Annotated in this window: 14 protein-coding genes; 5 read left to right on the top strand and 9 right to left on the bottom strand. The window is 44.8% G+C overall.

Features of this window, described 5'->3' with window-relative positions; genetic code table 11:
* Positions 1–135: 135 nt before the first annotated feature.
* Together EMP01_RS07175 and EMP01_RS07170 are read left to right on the top strand one after the other, a co-directional pair.
* Positions 136–690: an RNA polymerase sigma factor gene (locus EMP01_RS07175; protein ID WP_129020829.1), complete on the top strand. Its 555-nt coding sequence runs from the start codon at positions 136–138 to the stop codon at positions 688–690.
* Positions 674–3,331 (top strand): VWA domain-containing protein, encoded by a 2,658-nt coding sequence (locus EMP01_RS07170; protein WP_161971249.1) that lies wholly within the window; start codon positions 674–676, stop codon positions 3,329–3,331. Before EMP01_RS07175 ends, EMP01_RS07170 begins: the two co-directional genes overlap by 17 nt.
* Positions 3,332–3,418: 87 nt before the next feature.
* On the opposite strand, the gene EMP01_RS07165 is transcribed toward EMP01_RS07170, so the two are convergent.
* Both EMP01_RS07165 and EMP01_RS07160 read right to left on the bottom strand, forming a co-directional pair.
* Positions 3,419–4,384 (bottom strand): KpsF/GutQ family sugar-phosphate isomerase, encoded by a 966-nt coding sequence (locus EMP01_RS07165; RefSeq protein WP_129020827.1) that lies wholly within the window; start codon positions 4,382–4,384, stop codon positions 3,419–3,421.
* Positions 4,385–4,391: 7 nt separating this feature from the next.
* Positions 4,392–5,435 carry a hypothetical protein gene (locus EMP01_RS07160; protein ID WP_129020826.1) on the bottom strand — a complete coding sequence of 348 codons (1,044 nt, stop codon included), beginning with the start codon at positions 5,433–5,435 and terminating at the stop codon, positions 4,392–4,394.
* A 110-nt stretch (positions 5,436–5,545) separates the two neighbouring features.
* Here EMP01_RS07160 and EMP01_RS07155 point away from each other — a divergent pair, with 110 nt between their 5' ends.
* The 3 genes from EMP01_RS07155 to EMP01_RS07145 all read left to right on the top strand — a co-directional run bounded on the left by EMP01_RS07155 (position 5,546) and on the right by EMP01_RS07145 (position 8,485).
* Complete coding sequence (locus tag EMP01_RS07155; RefSeq protein ID WP_202616021.1) at positions 5,546–6,322, top strand: enoyl-CoA hydratase-related protein; 777 nt, start codon at positions 5,546–5,548, stop codon at positions 6,320–6,322.
* A 72-nt stretch (positions 6,323–6,394) separates the two neighbouring features.
* A complete protein-coding gene (locus EMP01_RS07150; protein ID WP_129020824.1) occupies positions 6,395–7,021 on the top strand; it encodes a DUF4230 domain-containing protein in 627 nt (208 codons plus the stop codon).
* A gap of 24 nt (positions 7,022–7,045) precedes the next feature.
* The gene (locus tag EMP01_RS07145; RefSeq protein WP_129020823.1) at positions 7,046–8,485 is read left to right on the top strand and encodes a T9SS type A sorting domain-containing protein; all 1,440 of its coding nucleotides are present in this window, start codon (positions 7,046–7,048) and stop codon (positions 8,483–8,485) included.
* Between the two features lie 102 nt (positions 8,486–8,587).
* On the opposite strand, the gene mfd is transcribed toward EMP01_RS07145, so the two are convergent.
* The 7 genes from mfd to EMP01_RS07110 form a co-directional block, all read right to left on the bottom strand.
* Complete coding sequence (gene mfd / locus EMP01_RS07140; RefSeq protein ID WP_129020822.1) at positions 8,588–11,950, bottom strand: transcription-repair coupling factor; 3,363 nt, start codon at positions 11,948–11,950, stop codon at positions 8,588–8,590.
* A 91-nt stretch (positions 11,951–12,041) separates the two neighbouring features.
* A complete protein-coding gene (locus tag EMP01_RS07135) occupies positions 12,042–12,974 on the bottom strand; it encodes a T9SS type A sorting domain-containing protein (RefSeq protein WP_129020821.1) in 933 nt (310 codons plus the stop codon).
* A gap of 19 nt (positions 12,975–12,993) precedes the next feature.
* Positions 12,994–14,256 (bottom strand): PKD-like domain-containing protein, encoded by a 1,263-nt coding sequence (locus EMP01_RS07130; protein WP_129020820.1) that lies wholly within the window; start codon positions 14,254–14,256, stop codon positions 12,994–12,996.
* A gap of 63 nt (positions 14,257–14,319) precedes the next feature.
* Positions 14,320–15,258 carry a hypothetical protein gene (locus EMP01_RS07125; RefSeq protein ID WP_129020819.1) on the bottom strand — a complete coding sequence of 313 codons (939 nt, stop codon included), beginning with the start codon at positions 15,256–15,258 and terminating at the stop codon, positions 14,320–14,322.
* Positions 15,259–15,415: 157 nt separating this feature from the next.
* On the bottom strand, positions 15,416–16,348 hold the full coding sequence (locus EMP01_RS07120; RefSeq protein WP_129020818.1) for a T9SS type A sorting domain-containing protein: 933 nt from the start codon (positions 16,346–16,348) through the stop codon (positions 15,416–15,418).
* 29 nt (positions 16,349–16,377) lie between these two features.
* Positions 16,378–17,640 carry a PKD-like domain-containing protein gene (locus EMP01_RS07115; RefSeq protein WP_129020817.1) on the bottom strand — a complete coding sequence of 421 codons (1,263 nt, stop codon included), beginning with the start codon at positions 17,638–17,640 and terminating at the stop codon, positions 16,378–16,380.
* Between the two features lie 49 nt (positions 17,641–17,689).
* Positions 17,690–19,216, bottom strand: a complete 1,527-nt coding sequence (locus EMP01_RS07110; RefSeq protein ID WP_161971248.1) for a hypothetical protein — start codon at positions 19,214–19,216, stop codon at positions 17,690–17,692.
* Between the last annotated feature and the right edge of the window lie 372 nt (positions 19,217–19,588).

Raw genomic sequence — 19,588 nt, 5'->3', positions numbered from 1 at the left:
TATTTATCCCGGTGGTAAGCCTGCATATGCTCAAAAGTATATGCAGGCTTTTTATATTATCTTAGACCAAATTTTTCCTACACTATTCCAACCTTTAGTTATGCAATTGCATCCTTAATACAAAAGCGACTGACTGTGATCAACGAATCCCTGATAAACGAATGTAAGCAAGGCAACCGGCAAGCCCAGCGAGGCTTGTACGATTACCTCTCGCCCAAGCTATACAGCACCTGCAAACGATACTTAAAACAAGATGCCGACATTGAAGATGTACTCACAGAAGTATTCGTCGCCATCTTTACCAAAATCCATACGTTAAGAGAAGCTGCTGCTATTGTCTCCTGGGCCAGAAGAATCGCTGCCAATCAATGCCTGCAGGTATTGCGTAAGCAGACCAACTTCAACCTCACCCTGGATGATGTCAAACAGGAACCGGTTTATGACCGTGCGCCGGATCATCCGATCGAGCACAGGGATCTGCTACAGCTGCTACAGCACCTGCCGGATGGCTGCCGTTCTGTATTCAACCTTTTTGCGATAGAAGGTTTTTCGCACAAAGAAATTGCAGCCATGCTACAGATCTCAGAAGGGACCTCAAAATCACAGCTGAATGTTGCCAAAAACAAACTGCAACAATTAGTAAATGTTCATTACTATCAAAATGCTACTAAAAATGGAATTGCAAAATAACATATTTGATGAGTTCAAAGCGGCTGCAGACGGGGAAGAGGAAGTACCCTTCAAAGAGCAGCTCTGGGAGCGTATAGAATCACGCCTGGATGAGGAACCGGAAAAACGCCGTGCATTTGTGCCCTGGGTAAAATATATGGCAGCCTCGGTTGTATTGCTGGTAGGATCTGGTATTGTATGGCAGCTGAGTCGTGATGAAAATACGACACCGGCAACAGAAGTGGCGCAGCATACAGCACAGCAGCAAGCAACTGAAATACCGGTAACAGATGCAGATAGTAACAAGACTGTGATCAAGTCTTCTAAGACGGCCATAATTGCGGTGGCACCTAAGGCACCGGTTAAGCAATACAACAATGAAACGCCTAAAGAAAATACAGATCAGCATGTAGCTGCAACCTCCGTAAAGCACAGGACTCTTGCGCAGTCGGAACAGGCAAATAGTGCTATTGCCGCCAACCCTGCATCCAATAAAGCCTTCCTGTTTAACAGTATGGTTATTGATAAGGATATGGAAGCCATATCCGGCGCAGTGGTACAATTAAAAGGGACCTCAGAATCGGTAATCAGTGATGATAATGGAAACTTTAGTATACAGGTTCCGGACAGTAATGCCATCCTGATCGTGAAGACATTCGGAGCGGAAACGCAAGAAGTTTCTTTAAAGCGATTACAGTCAAAATGGATTACAGTGGGCTATAATAGTACAAAAGTTGATGAAGTGACTGTTTATGGTGCAAAGCTTGATTCCAGATCCTATGTCGGTGCAGTCAGTACCGTTACCGCAAAGGAAATTGCCAAAAGGCCCGTAACCAGTGTAGCAGCTGCCTTAGACGGAGCAGCACCTGGCATAATGGTAACTAAAGGTGGCGGACAGCCGGGTTCCAATCCGGACATTATGGTGCGCGGCATGGGCTCTATAAGTAGCAGCAGTGCTCCCCTGATCGTACTGGATGGTGCTCCATATTCCGGCGGATTAAACAGCATTAACCCTGCAGACATAAAAGACATTGTTATCTTAAAGGATGCAACTTCTAAAGCCGTGTATGGTGCCCGTGCAGCCAATGGCGTCATCCTGGTTACCACTAAAAGAGGTGAAGAAGAAGTAATAGAAGAGGGCAATCTTTTTGACAATATCTTCAAACGTAAAAGTAAACGTAAGAAAACTGAAGCATCAACAGAGCAAAAACAGCCTGCAAAAACCGAAGAGCAAACTGATAAAAAGGAGCAAACCAGCAATGAGGAAGCGTATGAGCTGTTTGAAGAGAATAAGTTTGAAAGTCCGCTGAATCAACCGCTGTCGACATTTTCTATCGATGTAGACAAGGCCTCTTATGCCAATATCCGCCGATTTATTAATAGTGGCACGAAAGTGCCTAAAGATGCGGTACGCATTGAAGAGATGATCAATTACTTTGCTTATAAGTATCCGCAGCCACAAGCAGGCAAGCCGTTTTCCATTAATACGGAATACAGCGATGCCCCCTGGAATCCGCAGCACCGATTATTGAAGATCGGTTTACAGGGCCGCATTATTCCACAGGATCAGATACCGCCAAGCAATCTTGTATTCCTGATCGATGTATCCGGATCTATGAGTGATCACAATAAGCTGCCCTATGTACAAAAGTCTATGGAACTGCTGACACGCCAGCTGCGTAAAGAAGATCATGTCGCGATTGTAGTATATGCGGGTGCGGCTGGTCTGGTATTGCCCTCCACCAGTGGTGATCAGAAAGAGAAAATTATGGATGCGATTAACCGTCTGAATGCAGGTGGCAGCACAGCCGGAGGCGCGGGTATAGAACTGGCATACAAGGTGGCTAAGGAAAATTTTATCCCCAATGGCAATAACCGCATTATACTGGCTACAGACGGAGATTTCAATGTAGGCGCCTCAAGCGATCGCAGTATGCAGGAGCTGATCGAGGAGAAAAGAAAAGACAATATCTTCCTTACCTGCCTGGGATTCGGAATGGGTAATTATAAAGACAGTAAAATGGAGCTCCTGGCGGATAAAGGGAATGGCAACTATGCTTATATCGATAATCTGGCAGAGGCACAGAAGACCTTACAGAAAGAATTTGGTGCTACGATGTTTGCCATAGCAAAGGATGTAAAAATACAGATTGAATTTAATCCTGCTCTGGTACAGTCTTATCGCCTGATCGGTTATGAGAACCGTAAACTGAATGCAGAAGATTTTGCTAATGATGCTATAGATGCGGGAGAGTTGGGCAGTGGACACACCGTTACGGCTTTATATGAGATTATTCCCAAAGGCGTTTCCAGTCCTTATGCAGTTGAGGGGATAGCCCGCAGGTATACAACCGCTGTTGCAGACAGCACCCTCACTCAATCAAATGAACTGGCCCGCGTGCAATTCAGGTATAAAGAGCCGAATGAAGATACCAGCAAATTAATGACCCAGCTGATTCCAAACAACCTGACTCCGGCAAAATTGATGTCCAAAGATTTCAGACTGGCTGCAAGTGTTGCCTGGTTTGGATTGCAGCTAAGAGACTCTAAATTGGTTCCGGACAAATCATTAAACCATATTGCTTCATTTGCAAAAGAAGCCATTGACAAGGATAATAAAGAAGAAACAGAATTGGTTAAATTAATAGAAGCCACAAAATAAAAGGGATTGTTGATACTGGCTTCTGTAAAGAAGGCGGGGCAATGAGTAACTCATTGCCCCGCCTTTGATTTTATGATAATCGTAATCTTATATCAGTCCTTCTTTGACCAGGTCGTGCAGGTGCACCATACCGGCATAAGCACCGTCTTTCGTAACGAGCAATTGTGTGATATTATATTGGCGCAACAGTTCCATTGCAGCCACGGCCATTTCTTCTTCAGCAATTGTCTTAGGATTTTTAGTACAGATATCCAGGGCCTTTAGATTGCTCAGGTCCATATGCTGCTCTAGCATACGGCGCAGATCTCCGTCAGTGATGACCCCCAACAATTGTGTTCCCTGCAAAACTGCCGTTGCCCCGAGGCGGTTTGCAGAAATTGATACAATCACTTCCTTGATATTCGCGTCTGCGGCTACAGCCGGACGCGGGTTCTGTGCACTCAGATCGGACACGCGCAGGTACAGTCTTTTACCCAGTGCGCCACCAGGATGGTATTTGGCAAAATCACGGGCAGTAAAGCCTTTGAGCTGCAACAAACATACAGCCAGCGCATCTCCCATAACCAGTTGTGCCGTTGTACTGGTTGTCGGTGCCAGGTTATTGGGGCAGGCTTCCTGGTCAATGGTAGTATCCAGTAAATAATCGGCCTGGGTAGCAAGATAAGAGGAAACCTTTCCACAGATGGCAACAATCTTGTTTCCAAAGTTGCGGATGAAAGGAATCAGGGCTTTAATCTCCGGGCTTTCGCCGCTTTTAGAGATCAGCACGACAACATCATCCTGTTGTATCATGCCCAGATCGCCATGAATAGCATCTGCTGCATGCATAAACAAGGCCGGTGTACCGGTTGAATTCATGGTCGCCACTATTTTCTGTGCAATCACGGCACTCTTACCGATCCCGCTGATCACTATTCTGCCGGTACAGGCAGCCATCAGGCGAACAACTGCTTCAAAATCTGCAGCAATAGCTGCCTGCATTTTCTGCAAGGCTTCTATTTCATTGGCAATAGTATCTTGTGCTACTTTAAGTATATTTATATCTGTCGACATCTTCGATTTAAGCTTTTAATTGATCATGGGCATTCTTTCTGCGGTACTGCTCCAGTTTTTTACCGATCAGCCAGAAAGACAAGGCCAGTATGGTAAAGAAAATACCTTTATTGGTCACATCCCAAAAGTATTCAAAATACCGGGTGTACAGGTTGAGCAACAGGAACAACAGAGCCGTATCCCGCAAAGCATTGTCCTTTCGCTTGATGGCATATACCAGGATACCTGCCAGCAGCAGTGTATAAGCTACAGCCCATACCAGTACTTTACTTTGCCGGAAAGCGGTCCACTCCTGGAATGAATAATTTCCTGAAATAGATAATCCCCATGCTGCAACCAGGAACAATATCCAGCCCATAAAAAAACTGACTATCCCAAATTCGGAAAGGGCTTTAACCCTTTGTACCAGCCAGGAAAATACTATTGCAGCTAATCCAAACAAGGTTAAGCGCAAGGGCATATTCATTCCTAAAAAATAAGGACCATGATGTGCCGCTGCATCTGTATAGGCGGCCCACCAGCCTCCCAGGGTAAGCATCATAGCACCCCATAACATCCGCGATTTGACCACATAGGCCAGACCTCCCAAAGCAATAGCCACGGCAAAGATAAGCCAATAATACTGGTCACTGTTCACCGACAATCCTTTGCCGAAATAGGCAACGGAGACGCAGGCACTCAGGCCCAATAGTATACTCAGGGATTCATTGGCCCACACAGCCTGTATAAATTTTCGCTTCCGTTTACAGATATACCAGGCCAGCACGGCTGTACAACCTGCAAAGATAAGCCCGATCGTAATTTCAGAGAATGCGAAATAGCGCCTCATGCGCTCAATCCATTTCTCATCCAATACCAGCGCCCCAAAGGCCAGTAAGGCGCAGGACACCGCGGCGATAAAAGCATAAAAAGTCAGTGCTTTATAATCACCTGCATTTGATTCATAAGATGCCTTTAGTTTCTGAGCAGTAGGGCCGTCGATCAGGTCCTCCTCCTCCCATTTTTCAATAGCGCGATCCAGCAGGGAGGCCTCCTTCTGATTCAGTTTCATATGGGTTTCCGGTTGTTTCCGTTCAAAGTTAATAATTCTGAATCATTGATGTTTAGCGTTACAGTAATTGTAACATATGCTTTATCTTTGGGAAAACAACTAATCATATTATGAGTTTCATACTGAAAACAGTGAGCGACAATGTTGCTTTCATTACCCTGAACAGACCCGAAAAATTCAATAGCTTCAACAGAGAGATGGCCCTTGCACTGCAGCAGGCGCTGGATGAGTGTATGCGTGATGATGAGGTGAGAGCGGTATACCTGACTGCTGAGGGAAAAGCATTTTGTGCAGGACAGGACCTGGGCGAAGCTGTAGATCCAGACGGACCAACGCTGAGAAGTATTGTACACGGACATTATAATCCTATTATCGAACGCATCCGCAACATTGAAAAGCCTGTAGTATGTGCTGTTAATGGTGTTGCTGCCGGTGCCGGTGCCAATATAGCGCTGTGTTGTGATATCGTTGTGGCTACAGAACAGGCTACATTTATTCAGGCATTCAGCAAGATTGGGCTGATTCCTGATTGTGGCGGAACTTTCTTCCTGCCACGCCTGATTGGCTTCCAGAAAGCATCTGCGCTGATGATGATGGCGGATAATATCGACGCGAAAGAAGCAGAACGACTGGGCATGATCTATAAATATTTCTCTGCTGAAACCTTTGTGGAAGAGAGTAAGAAGATTGCATTGCACCTGGCTAAAATGCCGACTAAAGCATTTGCTTATACAAAACTGGCACTGAATAAAACGGTAACCAATAACCTGGCACAGCAACTGGCTGTGGAGGAAGAATACCAGGCTGCCTGTGGCGAAACTGAAGATTTCGATGAGGGCATCCAGGCATTTCTGGAAAAGCGTAAGCCGGAATTTAAAGGTATATAATTGCATTCATATTCATGGGTGTTGCGCGCCTGCGGCGCGCAACACCCATTTTAAATTTTAAATAAACAGGGCATGAAACTGCGACATCTATTAGTGATCCTGGTCCTGATTGCCGGAATCGGCTTTGCTGCTTATTATATAGGGAAGCAAAAAGGTACGACACAGATCACACAGATCGCCACAAACGAAGTGCTGATCAAACAGATTGCTGAGCTCTCCAGTCTGGAGGTGCAGGGCAATGCCTCTATTACGGAAAGTAATGTAAGCAATGACGGTAGCTGGTCGGATGCTTTAAGAAAATTGTTTGTAGAGAACACGATACAGATCAGCATTCCATATATTGCTAAATATGGTGTACGCACCGATTCCAATGATCTGCGGATTGTACAGGAGGAAGACATCATTCACATCTACCTTCCGGAACCACAATTACTGAGTTTTGAAATGCGCCTGGACAAAGCGAGCAATAGCAGTAAACTGGGCTGGATGCAATCGGAAAGCAATGCGGCTTATAACCAGGTACAGAAAAAACTGTACGAACAGACCCGCAGACAGATGGAGCAAAGCTCCAAGAATACAGAACAGGCCAAAGCAAAAATCATTACTATCCTGAAACAGTATTACCAGCCGATGCAGAAGAAAGTTGAGGTGACATTCGGCAAGGAAAGCGGGCTGCAACTTTTCCCTTCTTTGAATTAATTATTTTCATATAATCAAATTTCTATGATGTACCGCTTATTGCTTTTTACGACTTTGATGATGGCTATGTGTACCCGATATGCGCATGCACAGACCAAAAAGATACAGGCATTTAGTTTTGCACAAGGCATTATCGCTAACGATACGTCCTGGGAATACCTGGATTCTACCCGCATCTATAACCGAAACGGTTATACCATGCCTGATCCGGCAAAACTAATGTTGACAGGCCCTATTTCAGAAGGACGGGCCAGTGAATATGAAGGATATTTACTGGACTATGTAAATCTTTACATTAAGGAAACCCCCGCCCTGCTCTTTTCACTGGATAGCCTGTGGCTATATAACAAGTTCATTGGAAAGGATTACGGGTATATTAATAAATTCAGTCCCGGCAACGTACAAACGTTTGGTGGAGATTATGATTTTTCTACACAGACGGTTGACAAAAAAGAGCATATCGATTTTGTACTGAATGCCGAGGGAAAAACTACGTTACGTACAGTGAGTGATGTAGATTATGATCTATATCCCATAAGCTACGATATTATACCACGGTTCGACTATACTTACACTTACGACAATCTCGGGCACATTACCCAAATGGTCAGTAGAAAATGGGATATTAATAACCCGCTCGCACCGCCGCAGTATTATGAAAAGGAGACCTGGGCATATAACAATGATCAATTACTTACCCATAAAAAGTTTAGTTACGAAAATCAAAATAGCTGGTTCCAGTTGGAGGAGATAAATTATGTCTACATTGCGGGTAAGCTTAGTAAAACCACCTTAACCCGGCACAATAATTACCAGGAGGAATTTTCTTACCAATACAATCTCAACGACCAGGTATCAAAAGTAATAAAGCAAAAAGCCTATCCGGGTAGTCCGCTGACATTTGACAGTTACAAACAATACAGCTATTCCGGCAATAATGTATCTGAAGAAATCGACGCTACAATGCACTGGTTCAGGGTATACCAGAATGAGTATGTCAATAATTTATTAATGCAGACAACCCGAAAGGAAGTAAATCTGACGACCAATGATACATTGAATATATGGCAGATCACAATAGAACGGGATCAGGATAGTGATATAGTGTGCATGATCCATAATAACTTTGACAATCAACCTCCTTATACCAATACAGATTACCGGACCAAAATTTACTATGCTTTTGTTACAGATACTACTCCGCCCAATAATATAAAGAAGGTTATAACACCGCTACAGGTTACGATCTATCCTAACCCTGCTTCTGATTATCTGGCACTTTCTTCAGACAAAGATCTTCGTCATGCGCAGGTCTCTATCAGCAGTATTGAAGGAAGACTGATCAAGCGTTTCGTTAACCTGCATCAGAACAGAATCGATATTGCAGGTCTCCCTGCAGGCTCCTATATACTAACTGTGAACCTGGAGAACTATTCCGGAACGGTAAAGTTTATTAAAGGATAATTCAAAAATATTGTCTCCGCAGCATTTGCGCATATCTAAAAGATAAAACAACGAAGCATCCCAATGGGATGCTTCGTTGTTTATAGTTGGAACATACTCGTGTTATAGTTGAGCACCTTCCAGGAAGAATTTCACATCGCTCATATTGCGGATATTGTTTACTACTAAAAGGAAAACGGTTCCCATTTGTTTCATCTTTGCCTGGTTGGTTCCGATCTGTATATAATCCATAATTTTACGGAAGGTTTCACTCTCATAATAAGGAGAATCCGGATTGTTGATAAAATACAGACGCATCACTTTATTTTTAATAATCAGCTTCTCAAAGCCCAGTTCTTTAGCCATTTTGCGGCAACGTACAACCGTAAACAGATCCTGTACCTGCTGTGGCATCGGACCAAAACGGTCGGTCAGCATATCGGCAAAAGCAGTCAGGTCTTCTTCTGTATCCAGATCATCTAATTGCGTATATAAAGAGAGGCGCTCAGTAATGCTGGACACATACTCTTCCGGAATAAGGATCTCCAGATCAGTATCAATCGTACAGTCTGTCACGAACTCTTTCTTACGATCCAGCTCGGCTGCAAATACATCTTTAAAGTCGCTGGATTTCAGTTCCTGTATAGCTTCTGCCAGGATCTTCTGGTACATTTCAAAGCCTATATCAGCAATAAATCCACTCTGCTCACCACCCAGTATATTACCGGCGCCGCGGATATCCAGGTCACGCATGGCAATCTGGAAACCACTACCCAGTTCGTTGAACTGCTCCAGTATCTGCAATCTTCTGCGGCTGTCATCCGGTAACGTCAGCAAGGACGGTGCTACGAGATAACAGAATGCCTTTTTATTGCTTCTACCTACACGACCTCTCAGCTGGTGCAGGTCACTCAATCCGAATTGATGTGCATTATTGATAATAATGGTATTCGCATTGCTGATGTCTACTCCACTCTCCACAATATTACTGCAGCAGATCACATCATATTTATAGTTGATAAAGTCCAGCAGGGTTTTCTCCAGTTTTGCACCTTCCATCTGTCCGTGTGCTACGGCAATCTCCAGATCAGGACACAGTGCTTTCAATTTTTCTGCCATAGCCGGCAAGCTTTGTACCCGATTATGGATGAAGTATACCTGGCCGCCTCTTTCGGTTTCATAATAGACAGCATCACGGATAAACTCTTCATCAAAACCGATCAGTTCGGTGTGTACCGGCTGGCGATTTGGCGGAGGAGTATTCATGATACTCAGGTCACGGGCACTCATCAGGGAGAACTGCAGTGTGCGCGGAATAGGTGTTGCGGTAAGGGTCAGTGTATCTACATTTAGTTTACGCTCTCTTAATTTTTCCTTTGCGGCTACACCAAACTTCTGCTCTTCATCTACAATAAACAGACCCAGGTCTTTGAACTTGACGTCTTTGCTGAGCAAGGCATGCGTACCGATCAGGATATCTATCTTACCTTCTTCTAACCTTTGCAGTGTATCTTTTTTCTCCTTAGCCGATTTGAAACGGTTCAGGTAATCTACGGTACAAGGAAATTCTTTCAGGCGATCTTTAAACGTCTGATAATGCTGGTAAGCGAGAATGGTAGTAGGAACCAATACAGCCACCTGTTTGCTATCGGCTACGGCCTTGAATGCAGAACGAACGGCTACTTCGGTTTTACCAAAGCCCACATCTCCACAGACCAGGCGGTCCATAGGATTAGGCGCTTCCATATCACGCTTCACATCTGCAGTAGCCTTGGACTGATCTGGTGTATCTTCATAGAAGAATGAGGCTTCGAGCTCTGTCTGCAAATAGCTATCCGGACTGAAGGCAAAACCTTCTGCCGCTTTACGTTTGGCATACAGCCTGATCAGATCAGCTGCAATATCTTTAACCTGTTTCTTGGTTTTGTTTTTCAGGCGCTCCCAGGCATCACTACCCAGTTTATGCACCTTAGGCTTCGTACCTTCCTTACCTGAGTATTTGGATATTTTATGTAAGGCATTTATGCTTACATACAGGACATCATTGTCCTTATATATAATTCTGACGGCTTCCTGTGCGGCACCGTTTACGTCAATTTTCTGTAAACCACTGTACACCCCTACTCCATAATCAATATGGCTTACATAATCGCCGGGTTGCAGTTCCCTTAAGGATTTGATGGTAATGGCCTTTCCTTTGCTGTAGGCCTGTTTGATCTTGTATTTATGAAAACGCTGGAAGATCTGATGATCGGTATAGACCAGTATCTTATGGTCATGATCGATGAATCCGTTACTTATAGATACCGGAATCGGCACAAAGCTGATCTCGGCATTGGTATCTTCGAATATAACCCTTAAGCGCTCTAATTGTTTTGCATTCTCAGCAAATATGTATGCGGTATATTTATCAGCAGTCCACTTTTTCAGGTTGCTGGTCAGTAAATCGAAATTACGATTGAATGTTGGTTGTGGTTCTGTATTAAAGTCAATAGCAATACCACCTGCAGGTGCAGGTTTATTCATATGTATATGATGGAACTGCTTTAATTTTTCAGCCCAGTAGCCGGCATCTTCAAAATCATCCGTGGTCACTGTTCTGGTCTCTTCTTCATCATCATGATGCACCTTCATGCCATCACCTCCGGCCTGGCTCAGCTGCTCTTCCAGCTTTACCTGGAAATAGGCAAGTTTATCTTCCAGCAACTGCTGATCCTTAAACCAGAAGACCGTATTAGCCGGCACAAAATCAAGGAAGGAAACCTTCTCTCCTGTTTCAAAGCTGGTCTCAATATTTGGCAGGATGGACACCTGTAGCAGTTTTCGTTCAGATAACTGTGTTTCCGGGTTGAACAAACGGATGCTGTCTACTTCATTTCCAAACAACTCTATGCGATATGGATGCTCATTACCGAAAGAGTAAATATCAAGGATACCACCACGTATAGAGAACTGTCCCGGCTCGTACACAAAGTCTTCATGCCGGAAGCCCAATCCTGTCAGGCGTTCGAGCAGGCTCTTTACATCGAGGGTATGATTGACCACTATCTGGATCACATTTTTACTCAGGCTTTTTGCCTGTACCACTTTTTCGAACAGGGCATCGGGATAGGTAACCAGTACTTTTTTATGTACCGATGTACCGCTCCACTTATTCAGCGCTTCGGTACGCAGCATTATATGACTGCTGTTCGCTGCGGTGTAGACCCCTGTCTTTTTATAAGAATCCGGGAAGAAAAATACATCCAGGGCTCCGCTCAGGTGTTCGAAGTCGTTGTGAAAATATGCAGCTTCATCCTTATCGTCCAAAACGAATACATGATTCACATCAGACTGCTGCCAGACCGCTTCCGCTATAAAAGACACCGCATTGGCCTTGACATTTTTAAGGATAAAATCTTTGGGTTGGGATAAACTAAGGGCTGCCGCTAATTCTTTCAAGCGGATATCGGAATGATATAAGCCTTGCAATGTTTGCAGGTTCATAAGAATGCAAAGGTAATTAAATTCAGTATTCAGACATAAAAAGCACCGGCCATATGACCGGTGCTTATATTAAAAAAATGCAAAAAGTAATTTACTGACTCACTTTCTGGAACCTGATCGTGCCTTCATGGCGCCGGTCCCCTCCCAGGCTGTACATCAGGAAATAAGATCCGTCCGGCAGCAGACTCACATCTACAGCCAGTTTGTTCAGGCCGCGTTCCAGTTTATACTGCTGTTTGGCCGATTCATTTCCGGATATACTGTTATAGATCCGTATATCAATAGTCTCCGCCCGGTTATCATTATAGAATTCCATATACAGGTATCGGCTGGTAGGATTAGGATACCACACCATTGTTCCGTCGCGGCTGTAGATAACAAAGCGTACGGCACTATATTGTACACTTCCGTCCTGGTCTACCATACGCAGACGGTAGAAGTTGTAGCCCTGCTCCAGCCGGTCATCTGTGAATTCATAATCTTTAGGCCCCTGACCATTGACCGGAACTACTGCTCCCAGGTATTTAAAAGTCCTTCCGTCAGTTGACTCTTCTACCTCATAACGTGCAAGACCATCTTCCCTGCTTACGGTCCAGTTTAATAATGCCTTATTATCCTGATACAGTTTTACGGTAAAATCCAGCAAAGTAACGGGAAGCGGATCACCTCCGCAGTCAAAATGCACCGCCATATCGGTATAGCAGGATCCGTTATGTGCCCTGAACACCGCATCTGTAATACCATATACATTGAAGAATGTTCCGGAATGATTGGTGGGTATGGGGGCAACAGGAGGAACGGTACTCTGTATGGAATAGACTACAGGCGCAATCTGGTTAGAGACATACACCTGAATAGGCAGGCCGCCAGAACAGTGATATCCGACAGAATCTATGACAGGTGTTTTCAGCACCAGTACACTGGTGCTGGCAATCTGTGCCCGCAGCTGTAGTGGTGCTGAAAACAGCACACTACAGCACAGGCAGCAAATAACCTGAATGATATTTTTACTGGTTCGTTTCATCTGTTTGTTTCTGCAAGCCCTATGGCGTTACAGGATTGGTACAGCCATTGGCATCTGTAATCTTCATCAGATCATAGGTATGCGCACCCTGGCTGGTCGGAGTAGGTGTGATGGTAATGCTGCCACCATTAGTTACTCCATTATATATTTGATTCGGTATTGCACCATCCTGTCTGATCTCTACATTGAACGGACCAGTTCCGCAGGTAGCTGTATAGGTCAGCTGTACTGCAGTGCCCTCACACAACTGTCCATTAGCTGCGGCAAGCGTTGCATTTGGCGTAGGACGTACTCTTACTACAAATGTATCCGGAGTACCGTTACAAGTCTGACCACCATTTGTATAGATTGGTGTTACGACTACATTGGCAACCGCATCTGTACAGCCTGCATTGGTGGCCGTAAATGATGGGATAGAACTGGTTGTACCACTTGCAGCAATACCTACAGATGGATTATCATTTGTCCAGGAGTAAGTTACGGTACCACCGGTAGTCGGACTGCTGAATGCAATAGCAGAAACGGTATTGCCATTACACTTCGTGATGTCGCTGGTCGCTACCATAGCTGCAGTCGGGTTAACCGTAATGGTAAAGGTTACTGCAGTACCGCTACATCCGTTTGCCGTTGGCGTAATGCTGATGGTTGCCGTTACCGGAGCAGATGTAGCATTGATCGGTGTGAATGAAGGGATCTGAGTCAGACCACTGGCATCTGCCAGACCGATACTTGCACCACCACTGATCGCATAAGTAACACCGGTAGGTGTACCGCTTAATGGAATCGCAGTAGTTGCTGCGCCCGCACAATATACCTGGTTAGCAGGTGCGGTAACAGTTGGAGTCGGATTGATGGTTACGGTCACCGGTACACATGGTGTAGTGTAGTTACAGAAACCACCCTCGGCACGTACATAGTATGTTTTGGTAATCGGTGCCGTACCGGTATTGGTCGGAGAAACGGTGATCGAAGCACCGGTACCTACTGGTGTAGCTGCACCTGTAGGACAGGCATCAGCATACCATACCCATTGAGCTGTGGGTGTACCAGAGCCCAAACGTCCGCCGGTAACACTCAAAGTTGTACTGCTACCGGTACAGAAACTGGTAGGACTAGCCGCAGTCGTGGCGGCAGTAGGTAAGGTAATGGACGAGGAGTCATTTACCGTTACCGTAACACTGCTGATCTGCGCAGCACTTTGCATCGTACTGCCAAGCAGTATGCCTGATACCAGCAACAGCAGCAGGCTAAAAAATCTTAATGTGTAATTGTTCTTGTTCATCTTTTTGCACTTTAAATTGTGATAGATAGTGGATTGATTTCTGATTGTTATTGTTGATTTATTTTAAGGATTCTGAAGTATACATCCATTGGCGTCGGTTATTTTAGTAAGGTTGAATGTTGTGGTCGTGGTTATATTCGGAGTGACATTAAACGCTGTGCCACTGGTTATACTGTTATAAGTTGTACCGTTGATGATAAGGCTGAAAGGTCCGGTTCCGGCGCTGGATGTAAATCGTAACTGCGTTTGTGTGCCGGCACATAATGGCGTCACAACCGTAGATAGCGTTCCGGCTGGGTTAGGCCTCATCGTGATGAGTACTGAGCTGGAATTTGCTGCAGTACAGTTTCCATTCTGTACCACCGCACGGAAATATGTGTTTACAGTAAGATTACCAATATTGGCACTGGTTAGTGTAGCGCTGGTGATGGCGATATCTGTAGGACTGGTAAATGCTGCGTCTGTTGCACGCTGCCATTTTACAACAGATCCGGTATGCCCGCTTAAGGTAAGATTGGATGGGCTTGTACCACTACAGATGGTTTGTGCCGAAGCAACCGTCCCTCCTACCGTGGTGGCATATAATGCAAAATCAGCAGAGTTACCGTTTCCGCTACCTAGAATTCCGCTATAAGATATTTTGAAATGTCGCGCCGTACCGAAAATACCGGCTGGTGTACCTGGTATGACGACTTTAATACTGAACTGTCCGCCACCAAGGTTGAGCAGGCCGGTTCCTGAATATAAAGTAGTCAGAGAGGTATTGGAAGAGTTGGCTATATCAATGGTGGTTGTAGGCACCAGACTTAAACCTGCAACGGTAAATGTAATCGTTACAGAATCTCCCTGGCAATAGGATCCCGTGTTAGGACTTAGCACAATGTTGGTTACCTGCGCCCTGCTCTCCGTTGCTATACTCAGCAAGAGGAAAAACAGGCACACAGCTACGCATAGAAAGCTGCGCTTTCCACGATGGTGCAAACCTGGATTGAGTTGTTTCATTTCTCAATAACAAATGTAACATATTTTAACATTCCATTTAAGTTTATGAATACTAAATGAAAAATTTTATCTCACAAAAGAGAATAATAGATTTCTGGCACAAAAAAAGCACCGGCTAGAAAGCCGGTGCCTGTTATATAGAAAAATGCAAAAAGATTTATTGACTCACTTTCTGAAACTTGATGCTGCCTGCCTGCTGACGGCTACCTTCATAACCATACATCAGGAAATAAGACCCATCGGATAATAAACTTACATCTATCGCCAGTTTATTCAGCCCTTTTGACAATTTATACTTCTGGTCTACCCATTGTGTACCAGCTATACTGTTATATACTTTTACAGAGAGATTTTCCGCACCATCTTCATTATAGAATTCGAGGTACAGGTAATGATTGGTCGGATTAGGATACCATACCATGGCTCTGTCGCGGCTATAGATTACAAAACGCACTGCACTGTACTGCACACTTCCGTCCTGATCTATAATACGCAATCTGTAAAAATTATAACCTTGTTGCAGGCTTTCATCGGTATATTCATAATGCTCGCTGCCGCTGGCTGTTACGCTACCCAGGTAAGTAAAGGTCCTGCCATCTGTAGATTCTTCTACTTCATAACGGATGATTCCTCTTTCCTGTGTTACCTCCCAGTTCAGTAATGCCTGGCTGTTTTTATACAGTCTGGCACTGAAATCCTGCAGGATAACCGGAAGTGGCATACCATTACAGTCAAAATGTATGGCCTGATCTGTATAACACGATCCGTTATGTACCCTGAAGACTGCATCGGTAATTCCCGTTACATTATAGAATGTACCAGTATTATTGACCGCCAGTGGAGCAAAACTCGGCTGCGCCGGTATCGTACTGACGATCGAATATACACAAGGCTTTATCTGATTAGAGACATACACCTGAATGGGTATACCGCCATAACACTTATATGTAATAGAATCTATTACCGGGGTATTCAGCACCAGCACACTCGCAGTCGATATCTGAGCCCTGCCGGGAACCGGAGTGCAGATCACTCCGGTCCATAACAGGCCGATTAAATATGGGACTATATGTTTGATTATCTGTTTCATGTTGTTCTCTGTCAAGAACTATAACCTCATTATGGGGTTACAGGGTTAGTACAGCCGTTCGCATCAGTGATCTTCATCAGATCATATGTATGAGCACCCTGGCTGGTTGGGGTTGGTGTGATGGTGATATTAGAACCACTGGTTACACCATTATAGGTTTGGAATGGAGTAGTACCATCTTGTCTGATCTCTACATTGAACGGTGCTGTTCCACAAGTAGCTGTATAAGTAACCTGTACTGCAGTACCCTGACACAGCTCGGCGCTAACCGCGGCCAGTGTTGCGTTCGGCGTAGGACGTACTCTTACTACAAATGTATCCGGAGTACCGTTACATGTTTGTCCGCCGTTGGTATAGATTGGAGTAACTACAATGTTCGCTACCGCATCGGTACATGCTGCATTAGTCGCAGTGAATGATGGGATAGAACTTGTTGTACCACTTGCAGCAATACCTACAGATGGGTTATCATTAGTCCATGAGTATGTTACAGTACCACCGGTAGTCGGGCTGCTGAATGCAATAGCAGGAACGGTATTACCATTACACTTGGTGATGTCGCTGGTAGCTACCATAGCAGCAGTTGGGTTAACCGTAATAGTATAGGTTACCGCAGTACCAGTACAACCATTCGCAGATGGTGTAATGCTGATCGTTGCCGTTACCGGTGCTGATGTAGCATTGATTGCGGTAAATGAAGGGATCTGAGTCAGACCGGTAGCATTAGCCAGGCCAACACTTGCACCACCACTGATCGCATAAGTAACGCCGGTTGGAGTACCGTTCAGCACGATAGCAGCAGCTGTAGCATTAGCACAGTATACCTGGTTTGCAGGTGCGGTAACTGCCGGAGTAGGGTTGATGGTTACGGTTACCGGTACACATTTGGTAGTGTAGTTACAGAAGCCTCCTTCTGCACGTACATAATAAGTTTTTGTGATTGGCTGTGTACCCGGGTTAGTAGGAGACACGTTGATAGATGCGCCGGTACCAACTGGTGTGGCAGTTGCTGTAGGACAAGCATCAGCATACCATACCCATTGAGATGCCGGAGTACCTGAACCCAGGCGACCGCCGCTGATGCTTAAAGTTGTACCACTACCGGTACAGAAGCTGGCAGGGCTTGCCGAAGCTGAAGCTGCCGATGGTAAGGTGGTAGAAGAAGAGTCATGTACCGTTACTGAGGTACTGCTGATCTGCGCGGCGCTTTGGGTCACATTGACCAGCACCAGGCCTGAAACCATTGCCAGTAGCAGGCTGAAAAAACGTCGGGTGTAATTAATTTTACTCATCTTTTGCATTTTTAATTTTAATGGATTATTGTTTATATAGTTTTTAGGCTTATGGATTCTGCAGAACGCAGGTATTGGCATCTGTTATTTTGGTCAGGTTAAATGTTGTCGTACTATTTATATTTGGCGTCACATTAAATAATGTACCGCTGGTAATACTGTTATAGGTTGTTCCGTTAATAACCAGGCTGAACGGGCCTGTACCAGCACTGGATGTGAAGCGCAGCTGTACTTGTGTACCCTGACAGACTGGTGAAGCACCAGATGACAGTGTACCGTTGGGTAAAGGCCGCACAATTACAGAAGCCGACGCACTGATACCGGTATTGGTACAGTTAGGAGCTGTTTGATAAGCTACGCTGTTGGCAACATAGCTAAAGGTACCGGCAGTACCCGTTGCTACAGAAACATTTGTACTACTGCTGGCCGGAATATTTACGGTCTGGTTAGTACCACCGTTTATTTTATAAATTACAGTGATAGCTGTAGTTTGCGGATTGGTAAAGGTCAGGTTGGGTGCTGTTGCATTCTGACATACTGATGTACCGCCTGTAATTGTCACTACCGGGGTAGCCATAATCGTAACTTTTACAGAATTGCTCTCATCCGGTAAGTTGAAAGCACTGGGCATACCATCATTGGTACGGCTTACATTCGCAATACGACGGAAATAGTATACACCAGCTGCAGTAACAGTGGGTGTATAGTTCTGGCTGGTAGCTCCGGAAATGTTGGTAAAGTTTACATTATCGGTCGACTGCTGCCACTGGTAGGTAATGGTAAAACGTGCATCACTGGAAATCGGTGCTGCAGTAAGTGTATTTGTGGCAGATAAGGCTGTAATACTGCCACCAAAACAAATGGTCTGATCTGCAGTACTAATGGTATTGGAAACGCGGCTGAAGTTTGTAAAGGACAACTCGTTTGCTCCTCCCGATTCATAGTACTCCAGCAGTAAACTGCTGGTGCCTGTAAGCGCGAAAATTTCTTTTGTATAACTGGTAACACCCTGTTCTTGCCAGCGATTGAACACCAGTGTTCCGTCAACTGTTAAGCGTACACCATCATCAGCCGCCATATCGGCCAGATATACGCCTTTCGCTTTAGTAGAATTCATTCTATAGCGAACAGCAAAGTAAGAATTGAGGTAGGTTGAGCGTTGTGTGCTCTGAGAATATACCGGGTTACAGGTAACATCATCACCACCACCAAATGTGGAAGAGAACGTTTCGGTCTGGCCTGAAAGAGAAGTACCCAGGTAACGGCCAAATGCATTAGCATCGCTAGGCGCTCCGGCAGTTGCATCAAGGCGTTTGTAAAAATGTTCAACCCATGCATTAGTACCTGCATTGGTCTGGGCATCAACAGAATTAGATCCACCGCTCACGCTGATCGTCATGGTCGCACTTTGAGACGAACAATTGACAATTCTGGCTTGGCCGGAATAAGTTGGGGTAAAAGTAAGGGAACTGGAAGTACTGAAATTAATAACGGAACTTCCGTCGGCTGTCCTTGCAGTAATACCCGTGTTACGTGTGGAGGTGACACTATAAGTGAGCCCTCCAATTACGTTCACCAGGTAATAATTATTGCCGGGGACGGAACCGAGAGAAAGGGTGTTACCCACGCATATATATCCAGCCGTGCCCTGACTAGTGGTGCCAGTACATTGTGCTTTACTTACATGCGCATACAGTAACAACACTAACGTGGTTAGTATCGCAAATATGCTCTTCATTTTTGCTACAGCTGCCTTCCGAACATCATGAAAGATGAGTCATATCCGTATATACTAAAGCATATACAGTATGTACCAGTTCCGGTTAGCTATTTTAAATCTTGAATACTCTTTCTTTCTAAGGGTAGGTAGGTATTGAAAGGAAATTAGTAAACTCTTCGGACACAAAACTAAACATAGAGAAATTAATATGAAAGCTTTTTTAATATT

This window comes from Edaphocola flava, assembly GCF_004118155.1.
Classification (GTDB): domain Bacteria; phylum Bacteroidota; class Bacteroidia; order Chitinophagales; family Chitinophagaceae; genus Edaphocola; species Edaphocola flava.
Note: the sequence above shows the minus strand (reverse complement) of the source record. Positions and strands in the feature narration are given on the sequence as shown.